The following is a 24,042-nucleotide window of genomic DNA, read 5'->3' as shown; positions in this document are numbered from 1 at the left end:
AACAATCACGGAGCTATCTCACAAAACAATAACGAAAAGAATATTTATTTTTCCAAGTAAAGTATTTTACTGCTCCAAAGACGAAATAAACATTCCCTTGAACGCTTACTTACTATTATCCTTATATTTTTAATTTTTAGGACTGCCAAAATTAGGCGTTATAGACGGCTGGCTTTCGTTAACAACTTGATATGGCTCGACTGATTTGAATCGCTTATTATCATCAGTAACCTCAGGTATCGCTCTGTAAGGCCAATTAGAAGATTCAACAAAAGTGATTTCTTTATTTGATAAAGCTTTTTTTAACGATTCGGTAGAGCGTGACCCCATATAGCCACTTTCGTTATAAAACTTTTTAAACATATCATTAAAGAGTATTTTGGGATCAACCGTATTGAGCTGTGGCTTACATACAATTTCGGGTATTTTGCCTTCTACTGCTTTTATTTCAAAATATTGATCTAAATGTCCTAATTTTTTTTGAAGCTCCTCAACGCTGGCTCCTCCTTTAACCCATCCTTTATATTTACAGTATTCTTCTACAAAATTATTCATTATCTGACTTATTAAGTTTACATTCATCTTTCCTTTACAATTATTCCAGCGCTCTTCTACGTTATTTATTTTAGGTTCTTCTGGCCTTATCACACGTTCACTAGAACTCTCTGTTAAATTTGTAGATATTCCATAGGATTCAATTGCCTCTTTAATTTTAGGATTAACTTTGTAAGTGGTGACACCTACTACGTTAACATCCATTTGTTTTTTTAAATTATCTAAAGTTTCATGAATGATTTTTTCAACGATTTTTTTGTCATCGTTGATCTTTATTGGGGCTAATTTCTGTTCTGCAAGTTTTAAACCCATTTTCATATTTGCAATGACATCTAATATTTCTTGTTCCTCTATTTGGGGAAATCTACTGCTCAAATCTTTCAGGGATTCAATTGATACGTCTAATACATTTCTAACCAAATCATTTTTAATTTTTTTTGTGAAAAGTTTTTTCGTTCCATGGCAAATTTCATCCAAATTAGTTGATAATTTGGTTACAATATCTGCCATATTTTTCTGTCTCAATATTTCTTTTTCATTTGTACAGATTTTAATAATATTTTGAGCACTTTCTAACTCCTGCTTCACCTTATCAAAAAATGCATGTTCTCGCTCTCCTTGTTGTTTTTGATACTCTACATACGCTTTATCATCATAATTAATAATAACGGAGTTTTTATCCGTAATAAGAGGAATACTCCAGCCCATATAATTGTACCAATCATTTGGCACTTCATAGGTGACCCCATGTTCATCAAGGGCATTTTTTAATGCTTTCATTGAACGAGACTGTATTTTTGTTTCTTCGTAAAATTTTTTAAATAAGGCGTTTAAAACTTCGACTGGATTTGTTGTAAGGAGAGCATTGTCTTCTTTTAACTTTATTAATACCCCTTTACTATTTATTTGAATATCATAATATTGTTCTACCGGTTTTAGCTTTTCTATTAATTCAGAAATTGTACCACCTGCTTTTATATAATTATCCATAAAAGACTCGAGAATGCGTACTAATTTTTCCGTAGATTCTTTTTTAGGAGTACCGATTTTATTTTCATATTCTTCTCTAGCTTGGTTATAGTCATAATATAATTTATTAAAATGTGCTGGTCCTTGATAGTTAAAACCAAATTTTTCACCGAGCTTTTCAGCTACTTGTAGTGTATACAACATGGTGTAAATCAATTTTTTATGAGGCTCTTTTTTTCCCTCCATGCTGTTGTAATACGTTGTTAACATATCAAAAAACTTATCTCTTTTATTGACAATTAAATAGGTGTAAATTTCTGAAATACAATGATTTATGCTATTTAATTTGAATTCTATGTTAATGATTTTTCGATTAACTTCAGATAATTTTTTTTCTATCTCATCATTATCATATTGTTTTTTCAGTTCAACATATCTTTGTTTTTCCTTTTGGAGCTCTTCTAATATCTCATTCGTACCTTCTGTTTCTATTACTTTTTTGTCCACATCCTTTAATTCAATGACTTTAGGCTCATATTTTTCTTCAAGAATTTTGATTCTCTTCGCACAGTCGGCCAGTTCCTTGTCCCTTTCTATCAACTTATTGAATTTTTCTCTTTCAATTTGTATCTCTTCTAATACGGTAGGAATGATATTTTTTAATTCACTAACCGACATTGTATCTGGTAAAAGATTATCAACTACTGTTTGAGACATTAACTCCCTTTTGCGAATAACGCTTGGACTATTAACAAAAAATTTTTTTTGATCTGTTAATGTTTCCAAGTCATTCTTATAAATCTCACATTGTTCTATGATGTATAGGAACTCTTTTGCCGTAGTTTCCGGTGATTGAAACCTTTTTAGAAAATTATGAGAAGGAGTAGAAATATTATTGAGGGTTTCAGAAGGTTTCTTTTCTTTCATTTTACAACTCTTACCACATGATATATATATATTATACACTAATTGATCAATATTTTATCATTATGATAGAATTTTAATTTCATTTGTGAGCTAATGTAAGCGTTCGCGCAATAGGTGCCAAATAAAGTCTTTAATTAACGTGAGTTCGCCATAAAAAATAAATTTATTTTTTATGGCGAACTCACGTTAATTATGGAGATGAATAGTGGGGGATTAAGTTCTTGTTTAATCCTCAGGAAACTGAATATTGGTATTGTATTTCGTGCGATTAAGACAAAAACTACTACGAAACATTTTAATATTTGCTTCATTTGCAAATACCTTACGTGCAAATTCATTATAATGATTCATATCTGCCACATGAATGATTAATAAATAATCGGTCTCCCCAGAAACAAAGTAGCATTGCTTTACTTCTTCTTGCTCTGCCATTTTACGCTCAAAATGAGCCAATAAATCCTCTCTTTGTTTTTCCAAGGTAATATTTGCAAAAACAATGAGACCTCGGCCTGCTTTAAAAGGATCCACTAAAGAAACATCTTTTACAATAATGCCTTCATCCCGTAATCGCTTTACGCGCCTAAAACAAGGAGGTGCTGAAATGCCTATTTTTTCGGCTAAAGCAAGATTCGTAATCTGATTGTCTTTTTGTAAAAGATTTAAAATTTTTCGATCTATTTTATCCAAAAATACCGCTTGAGTAGGTTCATGTTTATTTACAGACAACTCATTCTCTTTGTTCTTTTTCATATATTACCTAAAAAATAAAAATTTAATTATAAAATGAAATAAAAACACAATAAATTAGAAATTTATTTATTTTTATTTCATGATAAATTAATCATCCGATCAATTGGATTAAAATGAGAACAATCATGATAAGACCAGCACATAGTGATGATATAATGCAATTAAATAAACTTATTGAACATTCAGCCAGAATTTTAAGCGATAGCGACTATACAAACTCGGAAATCGAAGGCGCAATTCATGCCATTTTTGGTGTCGATAAGGAATTGATTAACGATCAAACTTATTATGTTATCGAAAAAAACGAGATGCTTATTGCATGCGGAGGATGGAGTAAACGAAAAACTTTATTTGGCGGTGATCAATGCAAAGTTCGTGAAGAAGGTTTTTTAGATCCCCAGAAAGACTATGCCAAAATTAGAGCATTTTTTGTTCATCCTAATTATGCGCGCCAAGGACTAGGAAGAAAGCTCTTAGAATATTGCGAACAACAAGCTTTGGCTCATGGGTTTACCAAATTTGAAATGATGGCTACCTTACCAGGCGCAAAACTCTACCAGGCTTGTGGTTACCAAATGATAGAACCAAAATATTTCGTTCTTCCAAATGACCAATCATTCAAAATGCTAAAAATGACAAAACATATAATCTAAGTTTTTATAAAGACATGGAGCTTTTTTATTGACTAAAGCCATGTCTTTTAATATCCATTTAAGGTTAATAGCGTACTATATTTGCCATAGTAACAATGTATTATAATAATTATGACTAAGATATACTTACTAACAGCCCCATTTGACGAGGACGCAAAAACAGGTGATGGACAATACGCGGCTTCTTTAGAAGCAGGTTTCGCAGAAAATTACGATGACATCTCCTGCACCTGGTTAAAAAAAGATAAAGGCCATTACCGCATTCCATTTCCGACCGGAACTACTTCTATTCCAGAAGAAAGCATCCCAAGCGCGACCGTATTACAGCCAGTTGCCAATGAAAATACAATAATAAGCGGTTATAAGCTAAAAGAAGCTCTTTCATTAATGGAAGAAGCACAAGAAGTAAATAGTAAAACCGTGAGTCCCAGAACTCCAAAAGTTCTTGTCAAGCATGATAACAGCTTACAGTCACTTACTATAATGGATATTTACTCTCAAAAACCGATTCAACTTGATGAAGCAAACGTCGATACACTAATTAACTCCTTAAAAACAAAAAAAAGCAAGTTAGAACAGGCCATAGAAGATAATAGCGATGAGTTAAGTAAAATTAAAAAAATAAGAAGTAAGTTAGCGCGGTTAATTAAATTATACAATGAAAACAAAGAGAATATTAAAGAATATTGCTCCTTAAATGAATATATTGAATCTCATTTAACCAAAAAAGACTTTTTAGCTCGCCATAAAAAAGCCCTCGATAATTTTTTAGCACTTAAAAAACATTTTACAGGCCCTGTCAATTTAAAAGAGTTGGAAAAATTAGCAGATAAACTTACTGGAATCAAAGAGTACAACTATGACTTCCATAGTACTACTCTGCCCTATGATTTAGAGCGTGATAAAAAATTTAGAAACTTTTATGCTTTTAATGAATTGAAAGGATCTTTTGAAGAGATCATCTCTGAGTTAGAAGAACTTAATCGCATTCGTCTTGCTGTATCAGAACGATATGCCAATAGCTTTAAAGCGATCAACGAGGAAGAAGACTTACAAAATAAATCTGCCTTTATCAATCTGATTTTCAATGATGGGTTTAAAGGAGTTTATGATCAACAAAAATTCATTAAGGCCTTATTAAATCCAGTTGACGAAGCGATTCGTTCTTATAAAAGCGTTAAAAACAAACTAGAAAACACCGAGGATATTTTTGCAAATAAAGACAGCTATAGAGATAAGTTAATTTCAGAACTACAAATCTTAATGTTAAATCAACAAGAACCTTATCTTTCTGCGAATAAAAAATTGAGTGGTTTTTATGGCAAAAGAACCCTTTCCGCAAGTGAAGGATTTCATTTAGCTTATCAGGCAAACCGACGTGATCCGCTTAAACCTAAAGTAATTAAAAATATGATTGCCAGCATGCAGCCAATTGGGGAGAATACTCACCTTGATATTCATATACGCCCACCCGATTGTGGTGTATTTATTACTCCAGAAGATATCAAGAGATTTCAAGAAGCAAAGATCAAAGTCAATATTACGATTCATGAGTATAAACAAAATTACACGCGACGTTATTTACAACAATATACCCACGACTTAATGCGCCAAGCAAACAGCGTGCAATTCTTTAACGAAACAGATAGAGATAATGCCATTATTGCTGCTACGTATGGTGATTGTGATAAGAGAAACACAACCGAATCTACTGGTATTGCAAAAAAAATAAGAGAGGTTGGGGAAGATTATATTTTAAATAAATATCCGGTTAAAAAATATGATTTAAAAAGAAAATCTGGATTAACTGTTGCATCACAAAAATTAAGCACAGCCCCAGACCATCCTTTAGATGTAGTGGCTAAAAAACCTAATATCTTATCTTTTGGTACCATTCGTCCTGGCAAAGGATTTGAAGAGGCCCTAAAATTAGCCCAGCTCATAAAACGAAACTTATCAAGTATTGGAAAAAAGATACCGCAAATACCTATTGTAAAATTAGCAGGCGATCCACAAGATAAAGAATTAATGCAACAAATAGTGGTTGAACGTTTTGGAAGCATTGCTGTTGAAAATTATCAAGTAGGATATGCCTATGACAGTAAATTTACTAACAATCAACGCCGGGATTATTGGAAAAATTTGGTTAAGGAATTAAATCAACAAGTTAAAGAAGGAGCTATTCTTAATAATCCATATATAGAAATATATCCTTGGTGTGAGGCGCATGAATTACTGGCTTTAAAGCAAAACTGTAAATATGTGTGCCGAATGGATGATATGGGTATGAGAAATAATGGCTCCGCTATTATCAGTGTACTCGATGTTGGCATCGTTTATACCAAATTTGGTTCTGTTACTGATGACATATTTCTTAAAGGGGGTAAATATGGAAATGCGGTTGATATTGGGAAGTATCGTTATGGGAAATACAGTTTATTAAAAAAGGAAAAAAACTTCATCAAGGAACATGCTAAAGAACCGCTCCCTAAGTGGCTTATCAAAAATCCAGATTCTGCCTATAAACGGCAACCAGAATCAAGAGATCCCCAAAACATTTTAGACTCAATCATTACACGAGAAGAAAATCAGTTAGCATGCAGCGAAGATATCAAAAATTCCGATAACTATAAAACAGTAGTCGAAGCACAAAAGTTATTAACAGAACGATTTACACTCAAAAATGCAGTAGATCATTTATTAGAAAATGTAGGACTCCAAGATTTAATAACTAAAGAGGAAGTCGATGAATTATTTGAGATAGAGGAGCTGTCCACAGCACAAACAAATAATTTAGGAGAGCTTGCCGAGATTCAGCCACCGCGCTTTTTATCAAAGTCTTGTCCTGAGCTTGGTTTTTTTGGCTCTCGTCACAATAAAGTGGAAATTGGGCAAGAAAATAATAAACTTAAAAAATCAATCATGGTATTTTAATACGGTAAAAGGAAGGTTTATGGCTGGTTCTGCGAAAGATATTGAAGATATTGAAGATTTAATACGTGAAGAAGGTATTACTGATGAAGCGACTCTGTTACTTTATAAGTTAAAAGCAATTGATCTGGCAATACTCAAAGCTACTGGTAGCGACAAACTCAAAAAGCAACTTGATAGCCCTGAGTTACAACCATTCTGGGTCAACAAATTTAATAAACTGCGCTTAGAAAAAGATTTTGCTTTTCAATTCAGAAACCCAGAGCCACAATCAAAAGCTGATTTCTATTGTGGGTATGTATTGTATCTAGCATCTTTACAAGAAAACAAAAACCCAGACAAGAATAATTATAATAATTATCTTATTCTTTCTCTGTCACTATTTAACTGCTTTTATGCTGCTCAGGAAATTTTGACTTCTCTCATTATTAATTGTAATAATAATCCCAAAATCGAAAACGTAAATACTTTATACGAGTTTATGACTCGTATCAATTCTCAAATACAAAAACACAAAACACCAGGCTGTTTGTTACTCGCTAATGGCTATTTTTATCTTGCTGGATTTTATCAGCACTTAAATTTTAAGAGGGAACGCACTGAATGTTATAAATTATGTTGGGAGCAACTTCATTTAGCGCAATTGTTAGAATCAACATCTGAACGAGAAATTCACAATGCCTATTTTGGGCAAGGATTAGCGATGAGCAATGCATTCAGATTGGATTCAATATCTGAAATTAAAGATCACTGTCGTCAATTAAACTCAGAACCATTTATTGATGCTGTGCGAATGGAAGCTGAAGAAAAAGCTGGGAAGACATTTGACAGTAAATTTAAAAGTACCATGGACACAAATATAGAGGATACTCCTCTCAAAAATACTAGGTTAAGGTGTTAAATAAATCCATCAAGCAGATAGTTTCTGCTTATTTTTTAGGATGATACTCAGGGATTTCCTTGGAATAGCGCCCTTTTATCGTTCTAAAAAAATCAAGAATCATTGGAAAATCTTTATTAATATCTCCTGAAGGAAGAAATGCTTCATGAATTCGAACTTCTTTAGTTGCATAATCAGGACCTACCATAACTATAGGTAACTGTGCTTGACACGCAATATGATAAAACCCCTCTTTCCAACGAGTCACTGGGCCACGAGTTCCCTCTGGAGTAATCGCTAACTTAAACGCATCACGAGAACGAAATATTTCAACTACTTGATCAACCGTCTTATTTTTTTTGGAACGATCAACAGGCGCCCCTCCCAGTACCCTCAATAGAAGACCTAAAGGAAAAAAGAAAAGCTGATCTTTAGCTAAAAAATTAATCTTAACTCCGATTGCAAAGCGTGTAAATAAACCAACGGCGAAGTCCCAATTACTGGTATGGGGAGCAACAACAACCAGATATTTTTGATCCTTAGGTAATTCACCTACAATTTTCCAACCAAATAGTTTTAAAATAAAACGACCAAGTCTTTGCATATTCACAATCTATAATTATTTTCGTTAGGTATCGTTGACATTTACGTCGTTTATTCACCTTTATGCATTATATCCAGCTTCGACCATTTAAAATAATAATGATGTTTATTATGCAAATATCTTCATCCCGCACATAAACAGCGAGACACAGTAGGTCACTTAAATAAATTGTCAACACGGCTTAGTATATACAAATTATTATGTCGATACACCTTAAATACTTTGCATAAACACAATTTACCTAAGTTATTCAAAATAAAAGGTGATAAACAATAAAAAAAGCATTCTAGAGTTTAAAATTATACTAAAATGATACATATATAAGCGTAGCTATGGAGTGCTCAAATGAAAAACGAAGATCCCGCACTTACTATTTCGAATCCGCGTTTACTCGCCGCTGTTTACTATGGATTACTCTCTGTTGTTGGGACCATACTGATAGACGTATTGCTTACCTCAATGAATATCATGGAGATTGTACCTCTGTTCCAATCAATAGTCCTAGGAGTCATTGTTGCTTCAATCACTGGAGCAATATTTGGTGAACTTATCGTCCATTGCCCCAAGCCTTATAAACTTAAAACCTTTATGTTGGGTTTTGTCATGGTTCTTATTTCCTTGCCTTTTTTTGATCTGGGCTTGATGTACTTTATCGAAGAATCAGAAAAACCCATCCTAAAAATCACCAATTTCCAGGATCTTTTTCTTTCTTATTTGACGGTATTAGGCTACAGCTATATTCTGTTCGGATTTTTACTTGCTATTGCGGCAGGCCTTGCTTCTATGTATTTACGGGGCCTATTTGTCTATCAAATCTTGCATACAGATAAACGACGAAGTCATCGCTTACCTCGATATATAGGAAAATTAGATAAAGCCAAAGCAAAATCCGCACCCAAAAAGCGTACTATGCAACGGAAAAAAACTTCAGTAAAATAACCTAAGAATGAGGCATCTTTGAAAGGGTACTCCAACACCTGACAACTATCATCATGTTAAGGAAGTGAGTACCCAACTAATATAAAATTCATATTTTCAGATCTCATAAGAACATTTTGCATCGATTATCAGCCAATGTATTTTTAGATAATCTTATTTTGTAATAGCTCAGGTACCTATATTAAATTTGGCACAACCGGTTATATTTGAGCTCAGGTTGCGAGAAAATTTTGATAAACAAGCGCAGCATACATCAGTATGTGAGCATTGGTTAACAAAATTTTCTCGCAAGATGAGCCAAATATGGCCGTTTCCCGAATGGGGTTGAGTTCTTACCTTATTTTTGGATATTTATGCTCCTTCATACTTTCAGCAATAAAGAGCAACTTTTTTTTCTTTTAGCTCACGGAGCAATTGTCCTCACCCCTAATAACCGACTGAATGAATCCATAATCCAACAATATTTTACTCATTGTAATCGTCAAACTGTAGATAAACCTAAATGCATGCCTTATCGAACTGCACTCATCAAAGCCTACGAGCAACTTAATTTTATTCATCCCAATGGCTCCTATCCTCTATTATTAAATGAGGCCCAGTGCCAATATTTATGGCGTAAGATCATTAAATCAGAACCATCTATCACCTATAGCGAAGGCTTACTTAAATCGGTAATCACTGCTTGGGAGTATTGTCAACAATGGCAAATTAACCCCGAAAATCCAAAATTTATCTATACTGCTCAAACACGCCAATTTCAGCAGTGGTGGCTTATTTTTGAGAAACAATTAGAGCAACAACATTTGATTACTGAATATCAATTAATCCCTCACCTACTCAATGCCCAATGCTCTTTGTTTTCTGATTCGGTTGTTTGGGTATGTTTTGATGACTTTACTCCCCAACAATTGTACTTACAAGAACAACTAATCAATCAAGGAATTACCCAATACCAATATGATTTAAAAGAAAAATTATCTAAGACTGAAACGCTGGCAGCCCAAGACGATAAAGAAGAATATCAGCAATTAATGTTGTGGTTACATTTAAAAATACAAGAAGGTCATCATCGTATAGGAGTAGTAGTACCTAATTTAGAACAAGAATCAAACTTATTACAGAGAATATTAGCGCATCATTTTGAGCCAACACTCTTTAATATTTCCTTAGGCCAACCTATAAGTGATTTTCCCTTAGTTGCTCATGCCTTATGTTGGCTCAATTTAGATGATTTTACTTTAACCCAACATCAAGCAAGCCTGCTTCTCCAATCTCCTTATCTTGGCCATTCTAAAGAAGAGTTCATTGAGCGAGCTGAATATCTGCAAAAGAGTACGTTACTTGAAAAACATTTGATTCTATTAAAGAATTTTATAGAGGATCTCCATTTTTATACCCCGCAACTTTCCAAATTATTAAGTCTTCTAACCCCCTATCCATCAACGGCTACCCCCCAAGAATGGGCATGTCTGTTTCAAGATCGCTTAAAAGCATTAGGATTCCCAGGTGACTATGGGCTTACCTCAGAAAATTATCAATGTCTCAATCGTTTCATCACTCTTTTTGATGAGTTGAGACAACTGACTGTGCTCAATACTTGTTTCACTAAGGCTGAAGCACTTGAAGCATTACACGATTTAACTCACCACACCATTTTTCAGGCCCAAAAAAACAACGCGCCAATTCAAATTTCTGGTCTTTTGGAAGCATCTGGATGTGAATTTGATAGCCTATGGGTTATGGGTTTAACCGATCAATGTTTGCCACAAAAAGTTCACTTATCTGCGTTTGTTCCTTCATACTTGCAGCGCGAACTGCGTATGCCACATAGTCTGCCCGAACGTGAGCTGCAATTTGCACGCCAAATCCTCCAAAGACTACAAAGAAGTACTGATTCTATAGTATTTAGTTTTGCCCAGTTACAAGGTGATAATCCTAATTTACCGTGCTCATTAATAACATCATTTCCTCATTTTGCCTTATTACCTGTACCTCACTCTTTAATACCTCAACCTCAATGCGTGACTGTAGAAGACCATTTTTCTCTCCCGGTATTTCCGGAAGAACATATTACTGGAGGTACAGCAATTTTGGCGAATCAAGCAAAATGCCCTTTTAAAGCGTTTGCTGAACATCGACTTCGTGCAAAAGCACCTTTGCAAACAACTGATGGTTTGAATCATAAAGAAAGAGGACAGATGATTCACAAAGTGATGGAGTTATTATGGCAAGCATTAGAGAGCCAAGAAAAACTCCTTCTTTTAGCCCCCCATATTTTAGATGAGTACATCGATGAGGCAATTCATACAGCTTTAAACCGCCTAAAACAACAAGACTCTGATTTACTCCTTGCTGCACTTCAAGAAGTTGAACATACTCGGCTGAAGCGTCTCCTGCACACCTATATCGAATGGGAGAGGCAACGATCTCCATTTACAATCGCAGCATTAGAACACTCATACTCCATTAATTTGGCTGGGCTTGATATTCAAGTGCGCATCGATCGTTTGGATCAAGTAGCAGATAAAAAATGGGTTATTGATTACAAAAGCACTCTTCCTGCGAATAAACCTTGGCATGAAGAACGACCGAAAGAACCCCAGTTACTTCTTTACGCACTACTCGATGATCAAATTAATACCTTTTTACTGATGCAATTAAAATCGGGAAAAATATGTTGTGTGGGACTTAGTGAAGAAAAACAGACTATTAATGGAATTACTTCATTAAAAAAAGACGAAACTTGGTCTGAATGCAGAAAAACGTGGCAAAAACAATTAACTCATTTAGCAATGGAATTTCAACAGGGACATTGTCCGCCACAACCAGCTCATTTAAGTATTTGTCAGCAATGCGACTTTCAAAATTTATGTCGCGTTCAAGATAATGAATAAATTCTTTTCTTTTATAAACAGCTCCATGATTAAATAAATAAAAATATCATGATTTTTCTATGTTAATTATGTTATAAGACGTTAATCTAACGCGGGTTTCGGATAAAGAATCTATTTAGCTCCAGTATCCATCTCGAACCGTTCGGGTTGAGGAGGCATTTAGGCCGGCTCGAAGTCTTAGCACAAATTTTCAAGTTCTGTGCTAAGTCTTCGAGACAGCGCTATGCGCTTCCTCAGCCCGAACGGTTCGAAGTAAATCCACATTCGCTTATACGAAATTCACGTTAATTTATTAAACAATTGAGATGGTTTTAATTACATGTTTTCCTAAATAATTATAATTAAGAGATGAATCATGCCTTATAATCATAGAATATTAGAACAACGTTTAATCACTTGTGACGACCAATTATCCGCACTCTTCGCTACTGAAAAAGAATTAGACGACAAAATAAAGCAACAAATAAAAGCAGTCCAAGATTATTATAATCTCTCTTACACTAAAGCAACTTCAGCAAAAACTGTTGAAGCAATTGCGAAGAGTTATGAATCTTTTGTTGCCTTACTTACTAAAGTAAAAAATAAGGAAATGCCTCCCAAAGAAGCAATAGATGCATTGATAAACACAAGCCAATCCAGAAAAGTTAATATCTTATTTAACAACCTTACTAAAGCATGTGAACTATTATTTTGGTCCGCCACTGCTTTTTCTTTGTATATGGGTATTTTTGGAATTGCTTTACCGGTGCTTGTTATCCAACCTGTTCTAGGTGTTGCAGTGTCAATAACCATTGTTGGCGCAATGCTTGCGGCTGCATATAAAGCGCTTTCATGTTTTACCGAATTTAAATCGTTGAGTCGGCACGACACAGAACATACTAACGAAGCAAGCCTGGTTTCATTTTTCAAACCAGCCCCCCTAGAGCGAGAAGTAATAAGCCCGATTAATGAAGAAATAAACGAACCAGAGAACTTATGTTTTATTTAAATTGACGTGAGCGCGATATAAATAAAGTGATTTTTTATATCGCGCAAAACTGACTGCCGTATGAGCTACGCATCTTTGTTTTCGTTAGGGACATGCGTTACGAGTAACCATTCACTATAGGGACAGTTATTTTTCATTTGGGTCAAAATATAAACTTTCTTAATCCAGAACATTATAGATATACCCTAACTCTCTACCTATGCTCATTTATATACTTTATAGATTAAGAAGTTACAATTGCGAAATTTAATCAGATGTTTAATAATGATTAAATCACAGAACAAGGGAGTGAAGATGTCACTCAAATTAACTAAAAGAAAAATTTTATATTGTGGTTTTATTACATGTTTACTCAGTAGTTGTGTTCATCCACCCTATAACAATTTTAAACCGGTACATCCTATGCCTAAAAGAGTGGTCACCGGGGCAGTTGTTGGCACTGCAGTGGGGGCTGCCACTACAGGTACCGTAGCCGGAGCACTTGTAGGTACTGCAGCCGGAGGGGTTGCTGGAGCCATTGTAGGCTTTAACAAAACCAGTAGCCGCAGTATCATTAAAGAATTAAATAATGAAAATATTGAGTTCGTGCAATACGGCGATACTATGACCCTTATTGTACCCGTTGATAAATATTTTATGTTTGAAAGTCCACGCCTTAATGAAATTTGTTATCCGGGTTTGATTAACATCATAAGACTATTGAAATTTTATCCACTAAGTCCTGTCTATGTAGCAGGATTTACAGACAATGTAGGTACTCGATACCATAAAAGGTCATTATCGCAAGCACAAGCAGAAACAATGCTTACCTTTTTATGGGCAAATAATATCCCCGCACAACTTCTGAAAGCAGAAGGTTATGCTGATAAAAACGATGTAGGTGATAACAAACTGATTCATGGTAGTGCATTTAATAGACGCATTGAAATTCAATGGTTCAGTAGTTTAGGAACTAAAAGATGCGCAAATTGTCCTGCTCCAGTACCCCCACCTATGATTTATGCAACCAAGTAAGGCGATTTAATGCGTACATCAAGATTTATTGGAGGAATTCTTTTAATTGTTGGGACTTCCATAGGTGGAGGAATGCTTGCGTTGCCTGTTGCCAATGCAGCGACTGGTTTTTGGCAATCCTCCATTTTTTTGTTTCTTTGCTGGGTTTTTATGACCTTAGGCGCTTTTTTTATTCTTGAGGCCAATCTTTATTTGCCTCGAGGAAAACATATGGTTTCTATGGCACAAGCCACTTTGGGCAACTTTGGTTTGCTCATTGCCTGGATAAGCTATTTGTTTTTACTTTATACCTTGTTGTCTGCTTATATTTCTGGTGGGGCAGATGTATTAAACAGTCTTCTTTTTAAAATAGGCTTACACTTAAAAGATTGGCAAGCAAGTTTTTTATTTACACTCATTTTTGGCCTTGTAGTCTATGGTGGTATTTACTATGTAGATTATGTGAACCGTGGCCTGATGTTTGGCAAGTTAGCGGTTTATTTTTTATTAATAGTGTTGATTGCGCCTCATATAGAAATAAAACATCTTCATCATGGTGATATGCGTTACATTGGAGGATCCATCATGATTTTGATTACCTCTTTTGGATTTGCCATTATTGTTCCCAATTTAAGAGACTATTTCGATGATGATATTAAGCGACTAAAAAAAGTAATTTTTATTGGTTCATTAATTCCATTATTCTGTTATTTAGCTTGGGATGCCGTTATTATGGGCGCTCTTCCCTCTGAAGGCAGCCAAAACCTAGAAAGCCTAATGAGCAATCCCCATACTACGAGTGCCTTAGCCAGCATGCTCTCGAATAAAGTACAAAACACAACGATTAGTGCTTTATTTAATTTTTTCACCTCCATTTGCATGTTAACTGCCTTTCTAGGGGTATCTCTATGCTTATATAGTTTTCTTGCAGATGGTTTGAAATTACGGGAACAAGGAAGCCATGGTTTAGGATTATTTTTACTCACTTTTACACCACCCCTACTTATTGTCATTTATTATCCCGGCGCATACATTCATGCTTTAGGTTATGCGGGAATTTTTTGCATCATCCTACTACTATTTTTACCCGCACTAATGTGCTATTTTGGCAGAAAATACCATAGTCCTGCTTTTATTGTTCCGGGCGGTAAATTGACTCAAATTGTTGTAATTGCTCTTTCAATTGGGCTATTGGTGCATGAACTTTGGAAGTTAATAGGCTAAACGTAACAAAACTTAGAAGATCGAGATAAATATCTCAATCTTCCCTATCCAATGGATTTTCGGCCTACAAGACTCCACGGTACTCGGTTATGATACAATTGATCCAAAATGAATAATAATGTATCATATTGAATTATTTTTAAGCTATTTTTGGATTACTTCTTATGAACCATTCAAAGCTAATAGGTGGAATATTACTTATAATAGGTACCTCAATAGGTGGAGGTATGCTGGCATTACCTGTATCCACAGCAGAAGTCGGCTTTAGTAATTCAATTTTTTTCCTATTCTTATGCTGGTTTGTTATGACTGCAGGGGCCTTATTAATACTGGAAGTTAATCTGCGTCTGCCAGCAGGAAGTAATATGATTTCCATGGCTAAATCTACATTAGGTTTACCCGGCCAAATTATAGCTTGGATTACTTATCTATTCTTGCTGTATACCTTACTCTCTGCTTATATTTCAGGCGGAAGTGATGTCTTCAATAGTTTATTGCATAAAATAAATATTAACTTGCCTAATAGTGTCACTGCGATACTCTTTACCTTTTTATTCAGCTTGATAGTTTATAACGGTATCCGTTCAGTAGATTATGTGAACCGAGGTTTAATGTTTGGTAAGTTAGGTATTTATATTTTGTTAGTTGCGATTATCAGTCCACATACATCAACTCTGGGATTAACGGGAGGATCTGTACGTGCTTTTGCTGGTACCTTAATGATTCTCATCACTTCTTTTGGTTATGCAACCATTATACCCAGTTTAAGAGACTATTTCGGCGATGATATTCGTAGTTTAAGAAAAGTTATTCTCCTCGGTTCCCTTATTCCTCTTTTCTGCTACATTATCTGGGATGCAGTCATAATGGGTGTTGTAGCACGAGAAGGAGACAATGGATTAATTGCGCTTATGAGTTCAGACCATGCCACTAGTGGTTTAACTGAAGCATTAAGCCAATCCGTTCAAAATCAATGGATAAGTGGATTTTTTGGCTTTTTTACTTCTATCTGCATGCTTACTGCGTTTCTAGGTGTTTCTATAGGTTTATTTGATTTTCTAGCAGATGGATTAAAGCTTAAAAAATCAGGCCATCAAGGCAAATATACTCTGGCTTTAACGTTTCTCCCTCCTCTGGCAATTGTTTTATTTAATCCAGGAATTTATCTCCATGCTTTAAGCTATGCTGGTGTTTGTTGTGTTATTTTATTACTGCTACTACCTGCGATTATGGCTTGGAAAGGACGAAAATACCTAATAACTACCGAAAGCCATTTGGTTCCAGGAGGTAATTCCAGCCTCGTTGCCATTAGTTTTGTCGCTATAGGCTTACTCATTATTGCCATGATGTATTAGTCGTTGTAAGTAATCAACGGCTGTCAGGGGTATCCGCATTGGACCTATTGCTAAAAAATATTTCTAATCAATGCTCATGCTACTCTTTGCGGGATGGCACTGCGTTAAGAAAAACTGGATGAGGAATAGCATCTCGCAGCAGGCCTCCTGCAACCATTTGATCCTTCAAAAAAAATTTAAAAAATGGTTAATTAATAAGCTATACTAAGAGGTAGTAGGATAACTTACAGCAATATGCACAAGGAGGTTATCATGTTAGGTTGGGCTCTTACATTTTTTATCATCGCAATTATTGCAGCTGCATTTGGGTTTGGAGGCATAGCCGTAGCCGCTGCAGGAATTGCAAAAATTTTATTCTTCCTATTTCTCGTTATCTTTGTAGTATTTCTCGTTATGGGTTTGCTTGGACGACGTCCCCCCCCTCCGCTATAAAAAACTTCCTCATCACGATTCTTATCTACTATTGAAAAGAGCTTATTGAAGCTCTTTTTTATGGTACAAAAATTCAGAGGTATCGCCTGGATAAATAAAGTAGATTGGTAATTTTTAGTATCCTCACCGATAATTTACACAGCATCAAGAATTATTTTTGATGCAAATAGAAATGAGGCGCGCAATAAATCGTGAAAAACTTATTGAGTCTTTGGTGCAACAATTCGCAGAGAAGATCAAACATGCTCCAGATAATACATTAAAAGACCTGGAGTCTGGTAAATTGACCATTAGTTTAACGCCTGCTGTAGGTAAAGAGTCCGGTGGTGCAAAACCTCCAAGTCCTGGTAGATACTAAAGTTTTAAGTCTAGGAGAAGTTTTTATCCAAATTTTGATTTAAATATATTGAGAGGCCCTTTTTAAGTTCTTTTTTCTAAATAACGTGAATTTGACCTAAGGGCATTTTCTATGCCTTTAGGTCGCTAAACGAACGTTATCTCGTAAAATGTGAAGCATTTATACAAGATCAAGTTCCAAATAAAAACAATTCGATATAAAAAAGGGTTAAGAGGTAAAGTGTGATACATTTAATCTGAAATTAGGCTCAATCAGACGTAATAACCCTCAACTCTAGAAACTTTCCTCTTATTCTCTCTTATTTTTATAGTGCAAAAAATTATCTTTAAACGATTCAGAATTTGAATTCACCTGCATCGTTCAAACTGCTATGAATGAATCTACAGATTAATTATTACAATTAATCAAAAATTTTAACCTGAGTTTTTTGCAGAGAACTTTTCCAAGCTCTTTTCATAATTTCTGTATTAAAGGAAATACCAAAATCACCATTTCGGTTAAGAGCAATAACGCCCATCTCTCCATTTAATTTTTTGTTTCGTTCATGAATCACATAATCACAAGCTTGTTGCAAGGGCATATTAAATTCAACCATCATGGATATAGTATGACCTACCACATTTCTAATTAAATATTCTCCTTCACCTGTCCCAGATACCGCACATGTATTATTATTGGCATAACACCCAGCCCCAATAACACAACTATCTCCTATTCTTCCAGGGAGGCAATTACTGGTTCCTCCTGTAGAGGTCGCGGCAGCAAGGTTTCCATGCAAATCCAAAGCTACGGCCCCCACAGTTCCTGTCATTTTCTTATTTTGGATCGCTTCCATAGTCTCTATTTTATTGAGCTTTTGAAACATTTCATATTGATGAGGAGTTATAAAATAAGGCTCATTTTCCAGTTCAAGATTGTATTTTTTTGCAATTTCTAAAGCACCATACCCTGAGAGAAAAATGTGATTCGTATGTTCCATCACTAAACGAGCAAGATGAATTGGATTTTTCACAGTACGTACCATAGAAACCGCACCGGCCTGCAAATTATTACCGTTCATGATTGATGCATCCATTTCAACTTCACCACGGCAATTTAAGGCAGAACCTTTGCCAGCATTAAATAATGAATTATCCTCAAGAGTTTTCACGGCCTCTTCAACCGCATCCAAAGCCACTCCCCCTTGAGCAAGCATCCCATAACCTTTTTCAAGTGCATCAATCAAACCTTTTTCAACATCCTTTTGGTATTTTTGTAAAAAAGGATAATTTTCACTCGCCCCACCATGTACCGCAATTGCAATTTTATTCATACTGTTATTCCAAATTTGACTTTTGCAAGGGGATTGCTGGATTGGCAAGAGCTCGATCCGCAATTGAAAATTGACATCCCTTAACTAAGAGATGTACGATTAAATTTTCAACAAACACCGCCTCTCCTTCTTCAACATCAGTGATATTAGTTTGATCTATATTTCTCCCATCGATAATCACCACCATACCTGAACCATAACATTCTGCATCTGCTCCATTGCGTATCACTAGGGCAGTATCTTCTCCTAAACCAATTCCTAATTGTTCTGGGTTCATAATAATTGCATGGGCAAGACGGCTGAAGCGACCTCGTTTAATAAAATGGGTATCAATAATACACGACTGTAAAATCCCTAAACCTGACGATGTTAATAAATTTCGATACCTTAATGCTTCAGATAATCCCCCTCCTGTAATCATTACCGAAGCCATCACCATTGCTCCAGCACTTGTTCCTGCGATAATGAAGTCACTATCGTGTAGGTACCGTTCTTTAATAATATCAACAATGGGTGTACCACCTAATATGGTGGATAAACGAAATTGATCACCTCCCGTAAAAAAAAAGGCTCCTGCATTTTCGGCTCGTTTTAAATACTCACTATTACGTGCCTCGCCCCTTTTCTTAATGGGAATAAACCCTATATTGTTATAACCCATATTTTGAAAAACATTTTGATACACTTTTTTCACTTCATCCTGAATTTCTGAGCCCGTCGTAACAATTTCTATTTTCTTATTTGACGGAGGTAATAATTCACTTAGAATTTCGTAGCGAGTAAACTCTTTTTTTTGTTCCCTGTCCGTTGACGGGCCATTACCTTTATCCTCAGCACCCCCAATAATCAATAACTTAGCCTTGGGTACCATTATAAACCTCGCTGACAGCCTTAAATTGTTTTTCCTTTTGCTTCAAAAAATGAACTGTTTCAAAAACATCTTCAACCGCACAAAAGATAAAAGAATTAACATCTGCAACTGCTAATACATGCTCAATAGCCATCAGCTCATCTGAAATAATATTTAATGAAGGTTTAAATTCAGAGCGAAGAATGCCAGAAACAAGTAGGCGATTAATTTCATTATGCGTTCGCCCTCTTCCATCCTTATCATGTCGGATCACAATCTCATCAAACATAGAGGCAGCATGGAAACCTAATTTTTCGATATCCTCATCACGCCGATCACCAGCAACACCGATAATCCCTATTTTTTTAGCACAATGCACCGACTCAAGATAGTTCTTTAACTCACAGAAAGCACCTTCATTGTGTGCATAATCGACCATGACTTGACAATGAGGAAATTTAAAAAGATTCATACGTCCAGGTAAATTATCAAATGTAGGATAAAAAACATGCAGTGCTTCTTTTATTTTCTCAAAAGAAAACTGACTAATCACTCCAGCCAAAGTAGCAGCCAATATATTGGCTATCATACTAGTAGCCGCTCCATGAAAACTCAGCGGTATTGATTTTATATTCGATAAAAAAGTTCGGTCAGAACCTCTTTGCACTACAAGACCTCCTTGATCAATATATGCTGCTAATCCTCCCGCCCTACAATGCTTTCTAATATGTGGGCTTTCATACATACTAAACAAAGCAATATTACAATCTAAATCGTTTCTTAAATCATAGGCTAAATTATCATCGGCATTTAAAATGGCATATCCAGACTTTTTAGTACTACGAGCAACAACTGCTTTGACTTGAGCGAGATCTTCAAGAGTATGAATATCATTTAATCCTAAATGATCGCCACTAATATTTGTAATGACACTAATATCACATTCATCAAACCCCAAACCTGAACGCAAAATTCCGCCTCGAGCGCATTCTAAAACAGCAAAATCAACCTCAGGATCATATAAAACTACTTGGGCGCTACTAGGACCACTGCAATCCCCACTATGAACCAGTTTATTATTTAAATAAACTCCATCGGTTGTAGTAAATCCTACATGGTGATTTGTATAACGTGCCAAATGAGCGATCAAGCGAACAACCGTTGTTTTTCCATTGGTACCAGTAACTGCCACGATTGGAATTCTTGCGCTTAAATGAGGGGGATAGAGCATATCAAGAATAGGCTTAGCAACATTTCGTGGTTTACCTTCATTAGGTGATAAGTGCATACGTAACCCTGGTCCTGCATTAACCTCAATAATTGCGCCCTGATTTTCATTCAAAGGAATGCGAATGTCCTTTGAAATAATATCTATTCCACAAATATCTAAATTCATAAGACGTGCTACACGTTCAGCAAGATATATATTAAAAGGATGCACTTCATCAGTAACATCTCTAGCTGTTCCACCAGTGCTTAAATTTGCAGCCTCTTTTAAAAAGAGAACTTGCTTTTGGGGTAGGATACTTTCTAAACTCAAATTATTTTCCTTTAAAATGGAAAGAGTTGCTTCATCTACTTTAATTGAAGTTAAACTATTTTCATGAGATTCGCCTCGATTAGGATCTTGATTGACCTGCTGAATAAGTTGATTTATTGAAAGTTTTCCATCCCCCACTACGTGAGCTGGAGTACGTTTTGCAACCGCAACTACTTTATAATTAATTACCAAAAACCGATAATCTTCACCCGAGATAAATCGTTCTGTTATGATTTGATTTGAAATTTTTTTTGCTAACCTAAAACCAATATGCGCTTTTTGCTTATCAGTAATATGAGTCATAACTCCTTTTCCATGATTACCATTAAATGGTTTAATCACTAAAGGAAATCCTAATTGTTTAATTGCTTCATCAAGTTCCTCTGCAGATTGAATCATCAAACCATCGGGAATTGGAATAAAGTTTGCCTTAAGAATTTGCTTCGTCAGTTCTTTATCTGCAGCAATATCAACACCAATAGAGCTTGTTTTAGAAGATACAGATGCCCAAATCTTTTTTTGATTCCGACCATAACCTAAAGTAACTAAAGAATTATGCCCATAACGCCTATAAGGTATTTTTCTGTTTTGAGCTTCTGCAATAATTGCTCGAGTACTAGGACCTAGACCTTGTTCCTTAAAAATTTCTTTTAAATGAGCAATCACTCTATCTAAAGAATATTCTTTACCCTCAGCTATTGCGCTAATGAACTCCACAGCAGCAACCCCAGCAGATAAACCTGCCTCTTCTATTTGATAAGAAAACAGCACATCATAAACTCCATATTCTTGGGTTCCATAAGTCCTGCCAAATCCACAATCCATACCTGCCAGACATTGTAATTCCAATGCAACATGCTCTATAACATGGCCTAACCAAGTTCCTTCCTCAATTCTTTTTAAAAATCCACCTTCAACTCCTAGGGAGCAGCGATGACTTAATAGGCTTGGTAAATAATGAGTTAACCGCTCCTGAAACCCCACTAAAAGATTGGTAGGTAACTCCTCGTATTTCCCTATATCAAGTTTGATAACAATAAGTTCCTTTCTGGAGTTTGACCAATAATTGGGCCCTTTTAAGACTTGGGTTTTTAAAATGTTCATTTGCATTCCTTGGCATAAAATGAATAACTAAAAACTCTTTTTAGAATAGGAAGAATTATTCAATTCTTCAAATTTAATTACAAAATAACTGATAAATTATTTAATGTGAATTAGGGAAGATCTTAATTATTTGAAAATTAGATAAAATTGCCCACATTTCAAAAGAAATGCAGGCAATTAGATGCTAATACAATTGCTCTACATCGCAATAAACGATGATAAAACTGACCCTAAAAGACTTATAACTTACCTCCTGTATAGAATCCAGTAATGCTGGTTGTAAATTCAGGGGCAGAAAAATTTGGCCAATGATCTTTGTCAAATCCAGGGGCATCTTTCAATCTATTTTTATCCACATTAAGAATAAAACAATCATCCTTATTGTCGTACAAAAATAAATTCCAAGGTACCGCAAAAAATTTATTTCCGAAACCTAAAAAACCGCCAAAATCGAGCACCAGATAATTTACTTTTCCAGATAATTTATCGATAACAACTTCAGCAATTTCACCTAAATTTTCATGGGTGGGATTCATTACTTTGGTACCGGTAAGTTCACCTGATTTTACAATTCCTCTATTTTCCATATTCGAACTCCTTTCCAACTAATGATTAATCATCAATGATGGGTTTTACTTTGAAAATCCTTAATTGCTTTTTCAGCTTGTTCTTTACTATACCCATAATGTTTTTGAAGTTTTCCGAAGATCTCTTGTTGGTTCCCTTCGATTTGTTTTAAATCATCGTCAGTAAGTTTACCCCAGGTTTTTTTCATGTGGCCTTTAACTTCTTCCCATTTACCTTGAAAAATATCCTTATTCATTTTTATATCTCCTTATATTAAGTTTATATTAATAAAATTAACTCTTATTAAGAGTAGTGCGTAATTTCAAAAAATTCAAAAATCATTGAATTTTTAAGATGAATTAACTGCCATTTTCTCAATGCACTATTTATTAGATGTTTCTAAATCAAAATGGATTCCTGCTTTCGCGAAAATGGCGTAACCCTTAAGCCAACCACAGTAATTCTGCTCTCCTACATCTCGTGTTTTATCTGTAGGATTTTTATGAATAACTCTTTTTAATTCATTATGATAAAGTATAGTTCATGACTTAATTTCTTTATCTATAGGCTCAAATAGACTTAAATAAAAGTTAAGTATTATAATCACTTAAATTTGTCCACGAAGCCTCTGGAATCATTGCATGAAATTTTCAACACTATTAAAAATGATGAGATTTTGGCCACCTTTTTTGGGTGCAGGAATTAGTGTAAAAAATTTTAATCGTGATGGAACATCTATTGTTGTCCAAATGAAAATGCGCTTTTGGAATAAAAATTATGTAGGTACTCATTTTGGAGGTTCCATATATTCCATGACTGACCCATTTTACATGCTAATGTTATTGAATTTATTGGGTAAAGGATACATCGTTTGGGATAAATCTGCCTCTATTCGTTATAAAATACCTGCTAAAGGTACTCTTTATGCACGATTCGAATTATCCCAGGAGCACGTTGAAAAAATTCGACTTCAAGTAGATGAAGCTAAAAAAATTGAAGCAGAATTTCATATACCTATTACTAATGAAGAGGGAAATACAGTGGCCGAGGTAAAAAAAATTTTATCAATTGCTGCAAAATAACTATTTTAACCTGAGTTCGGGATAAGCGGACGTGAAGTTATTCCGATCCGTTCGGGCTGAGGAAACGCGCAGCGTTGTCTCGAAGCCTTTGTACGAACTTTCAAGTCCTGTGCTAAGGCTTCGAGACGGCATTAA

The 24,042-nt window shown here is 35.1% G+C and carries 20 protein-coding genes; 12 read left to right on the top strand and 8 right to left on the bottom strand.

Features of this window, described 5'->3' with window-relative positions; translation table 11 throughout:
- Positions 1–129 precede the first annotated feature (129 nt).
- Entirely contained in the window at positions 130–2,451 is a 2,322-nt protein-coding gene (locus tag DYH34_RS05075) for a hypothetical protein (RefSeq protein WP_058465455.1), read from the bottom strand.
- Positions 2,452–2,676: 225 nt separating this feature from the next.
- A complete protein-coding gene (locus DYH34_RS05070) occupies positions 2,677–3,201 on the bottom strand; it encodes an Lrp/AsnC family transcriptional regulator (protein WP_058465456.1) in 525 nt (174 codons plus the stop codon).
- A gap of 125 nt (positions 3,202–3,326) precedes the next feature.
- Between DYH34_RS05070 and DYH34_RS05065 the strand changes: the two genes are divergently transcribed.
- The 3 genes from DYH34_RS05065 to mesI all read left to right on the top strand — a co-directional run bounded on the left by DYH34_RS05065 (position 3,327) and on the right by mesI (position 7,686).
- Positions 3,327–3,854: a GNAT family N-acetyltransferase gene (locus DYH34_RS05065; protein ID WP_058465457.1), complete on the top strand. Its 528-nt coding sequence runs from the start codon at positions 3,327–3,329 to the stop codon at positions 3,852–3,854.
- Between the two features lie 111 nt (positions 3,855–3,965).
- Entirely contained in the window at positions 3,966–6,788 is a 2,823-nt protein-coding gene (gene sidI / locus DYH34_RS05060; RefSeq protein ID WP_058465458.1) for a Dot/Icm T4SS effector Ceg32/SidI, read from the top strand.
- Between the two features lie 19 nt (positions 6,789–6,807).
- Positions 6,808–7,686, top strand: coding sequence for a Dot/Icm T4SS effector metaeffector MesI (mesI, locus tag DYH34_RS05055; protein ID WP_058465459.1), 879 nt, complete (start codon positions 6,808–6,810; stop codon positions 7,684–7,686).
- Between the two features lie 28 nt (positions 7,687–7,714).
- Here the strand turns inward: mesI and DYH34_RS05050 are convergent, their stop codons facing one another.
- A complete protein-coding gene (locus DYH34_RS05050) occupies positions 7,715–8,269 on the bottom strand; it encodes a 1-acyl-sn-glycerol-3-phosphate acyltransferase (RefSeq protein WP_058465460.1) in 555 nt (184 codons plus the stop codon).
- A 345-nt stretch (positions 8,270–8,614) separates the two neighbouring features.
- Here DYH34_RS05050 and DYH34_RS05045 point away from each other — a divergent pair, with 345 nt between their 5' ends.
- From DYH34_RS05045 to DYH34_RS05010, 8 genes are all read left to right on the top strand, one after another.
- Positions 8,615–9,208 (top strand): hypothetical protein, encoded by a 594-nt coding sequence (locus DYH34_RS05045; RefSeq protein WP_058465461.1) that lies wholly within the window; start codon positions 8,615–8,617, stop codon positions 9,206–9,208.
- A 353-nt stretch (positions 9,209–9,561) separates the two neighbouring features.
- The gene (locus DYH34_RS05040) at positions 9,562–12,102 is read left to right on the top strand and encodes a PD-(D/E)XK nuclease family protein (RefSeq protein WP_058465462.1); all 2,541 of its coding nucleotides are present in this window, start codon (positions 9,562–9,564) and stop codon (positions 12,100–12,102) included.
- A gap of 355 nt (positions 12,103–12,457) precedes the next feature.
- Positions 12,458–13,090 carry a DUF5638 domain-containing protein gene (locus tag DYH34_RS05035; RefSeq protein ID WP_058465463.1) on the top strand — a complete coding sequence of 211 codons (633 nt, stop codon included), beginning with the start codon at positions 12,458–12,460 and terminating at the stop codon, positions 13,088–13,090.
- 294 nt (positions 13,091–13,384) lie between these two features.
- Entirely contained in the window at positions 13,385–14,104 is a 720-nt protein-coding gene (cmpA, locus tag DYH34_RS05030) for a C-OmpA-like family protein CmpA (protein WP_058465464.1), read from the top strand.
- A 9-nt stretch (positions 14,105–14,113) separates the two neighbouring features.
- Positions 14,114–15,307, top strand: a complete 1,194-nt coding sequence (locus tag DYH34_RS05025; protein ID WP_058465465.1) for an amino acid permease — start codon at positions 14,114–14,116, stop codon at positions 15,305–15,307.
- 164 nt (positions 15,308–15,471) lie between these two features.
- A complete protein-coding gene (locus DYH34_RS05020; RefSeq protein ID WP_058465466.1) occupies positions 15,472–16,662 on the top strand; it encodes an amino acid permease in 1,191 nt (396 codons plus the stop codon).
- Positions 16,663–16,914: 252 nt separating this feature from the next.
- Complete coding sequence (locus DYH34_RS05015; RefSeq protein WP_027271642.1) at positions 16,915–17,094, top strand: DUF1328 family protein; 180 nt, start codon at positions 16,915–16,917, stop codon at positions 17,092–17,094.
- Between the two features lie 160 nt (positions 17,095–17,254).
- On the top strand, positions 17,255–17,452 hold the full coding sequence (locus DYH34_RS05010; protein ID WP_058465467.1) for a hypothetical protein: 198 nt from the start codon (positions 17,255–17,257) through the stop codon (positions 17,450–17,452).
- A 400-nt stretch (positions 17,453–17,852) separates the two neighbouring features.
- Here the strand turns inward: DYH34_RS05010 and DYH34_RS05005 are convergent, their stop codons facing one another.
- The 5 genes from DYH34_RS05005 to DYH34_RS04985 form a co-directional block, all read right to left on the bottom strand.
- Complete coding sequence (locus DYH34_RS05005) at positions 17,853–18,764, bottom strand: isoaspartyl peptidase/L-asparaginase family protein (RefSeq protein ID WP_058465468.1); 912 nt, start codon at positions 18,762–18,764, stop codon at positions 17,853–17,855.
- A 4-nt stretch (positions 18,765–18,768) separates the two neighbouring features.
- A complete protein-coding gene (locus DYH34_RS05000; RefSeq protein ID WP_058465469.1) occupies positions 18,769–19,635 on the bottom strand; it encodes a cyanophycinase in 867 nt (288 codons plus the stop codon).
- The gene (cphA, locus tag DYH34_RS04995) at positions 19,619–22,258 is read right to left on the bottom strand and encodes a cyanophycin synthetase (protein ID WP_058465470.1); all 2,640 of its coding nucleotides are present in this window, start codon (positions 22,256–22,258) and stop codon (positions 19,619–19,621) included. Before cphA ends, DYH34_RS05000 begins: the two co-directional genes overlap by 17 nt.
- Positions 22,259–22,497: 239 nt before the next feature.
- A complete protein-coding gene (locus tag DYH34_RS04990; protein WP_058465471.1) occupies positions 22,498–22,845 on the bottom strand; it encodes a PRC-barrel domain-containing protein in 348 nt (115 codons plus the stop codon).
- Between the two features lie 32 nt (positions 22,846–22,877).
- Complete coding sequence (locus DYH34_RS04985; RefSeq protein ID WP_058465472.1) at positions 22,878–23,081, bottom strand: CsbD family protein; 204 nt, start codon at positions 23,079–23,081, stop codon at positions 22,878–22,880.
- 385 nt (positions 23,082–23,466) lie between these two features.
- Between DYH34_RS04985 and DYH34_RS04980 the strand changes: the two genes are divergently transcribed.
- Complete coding sequence (locus DYH34_RS04980) at positions 23,467–23,907, top strand: DUF4442 domain-containing protein (RefSeq protein ID WP_058465473.1); 441 nt, start codon at positions 23,467–23,469, stop codon at positions 23,905–23,907.
- Positions 23,908–24,042 lie beyond the last annotated feature (135 nt).

The sequence above is a fragment of the Legionella cincinnatiensis genome (assembly GCF_900452415.1).
In the GTDB taxonomy this organism is placed as follows: Bacteria; Pseudomonadota; Gammaproteobacteria; order Legionellales; family Legionellaceae; genus Legionella; species Legionella cincinnatiensis.
Note: the sequence above shows the minus strand (reverse complement) of the source record. Positions and strands in the feature narration are given on the sequence as shown.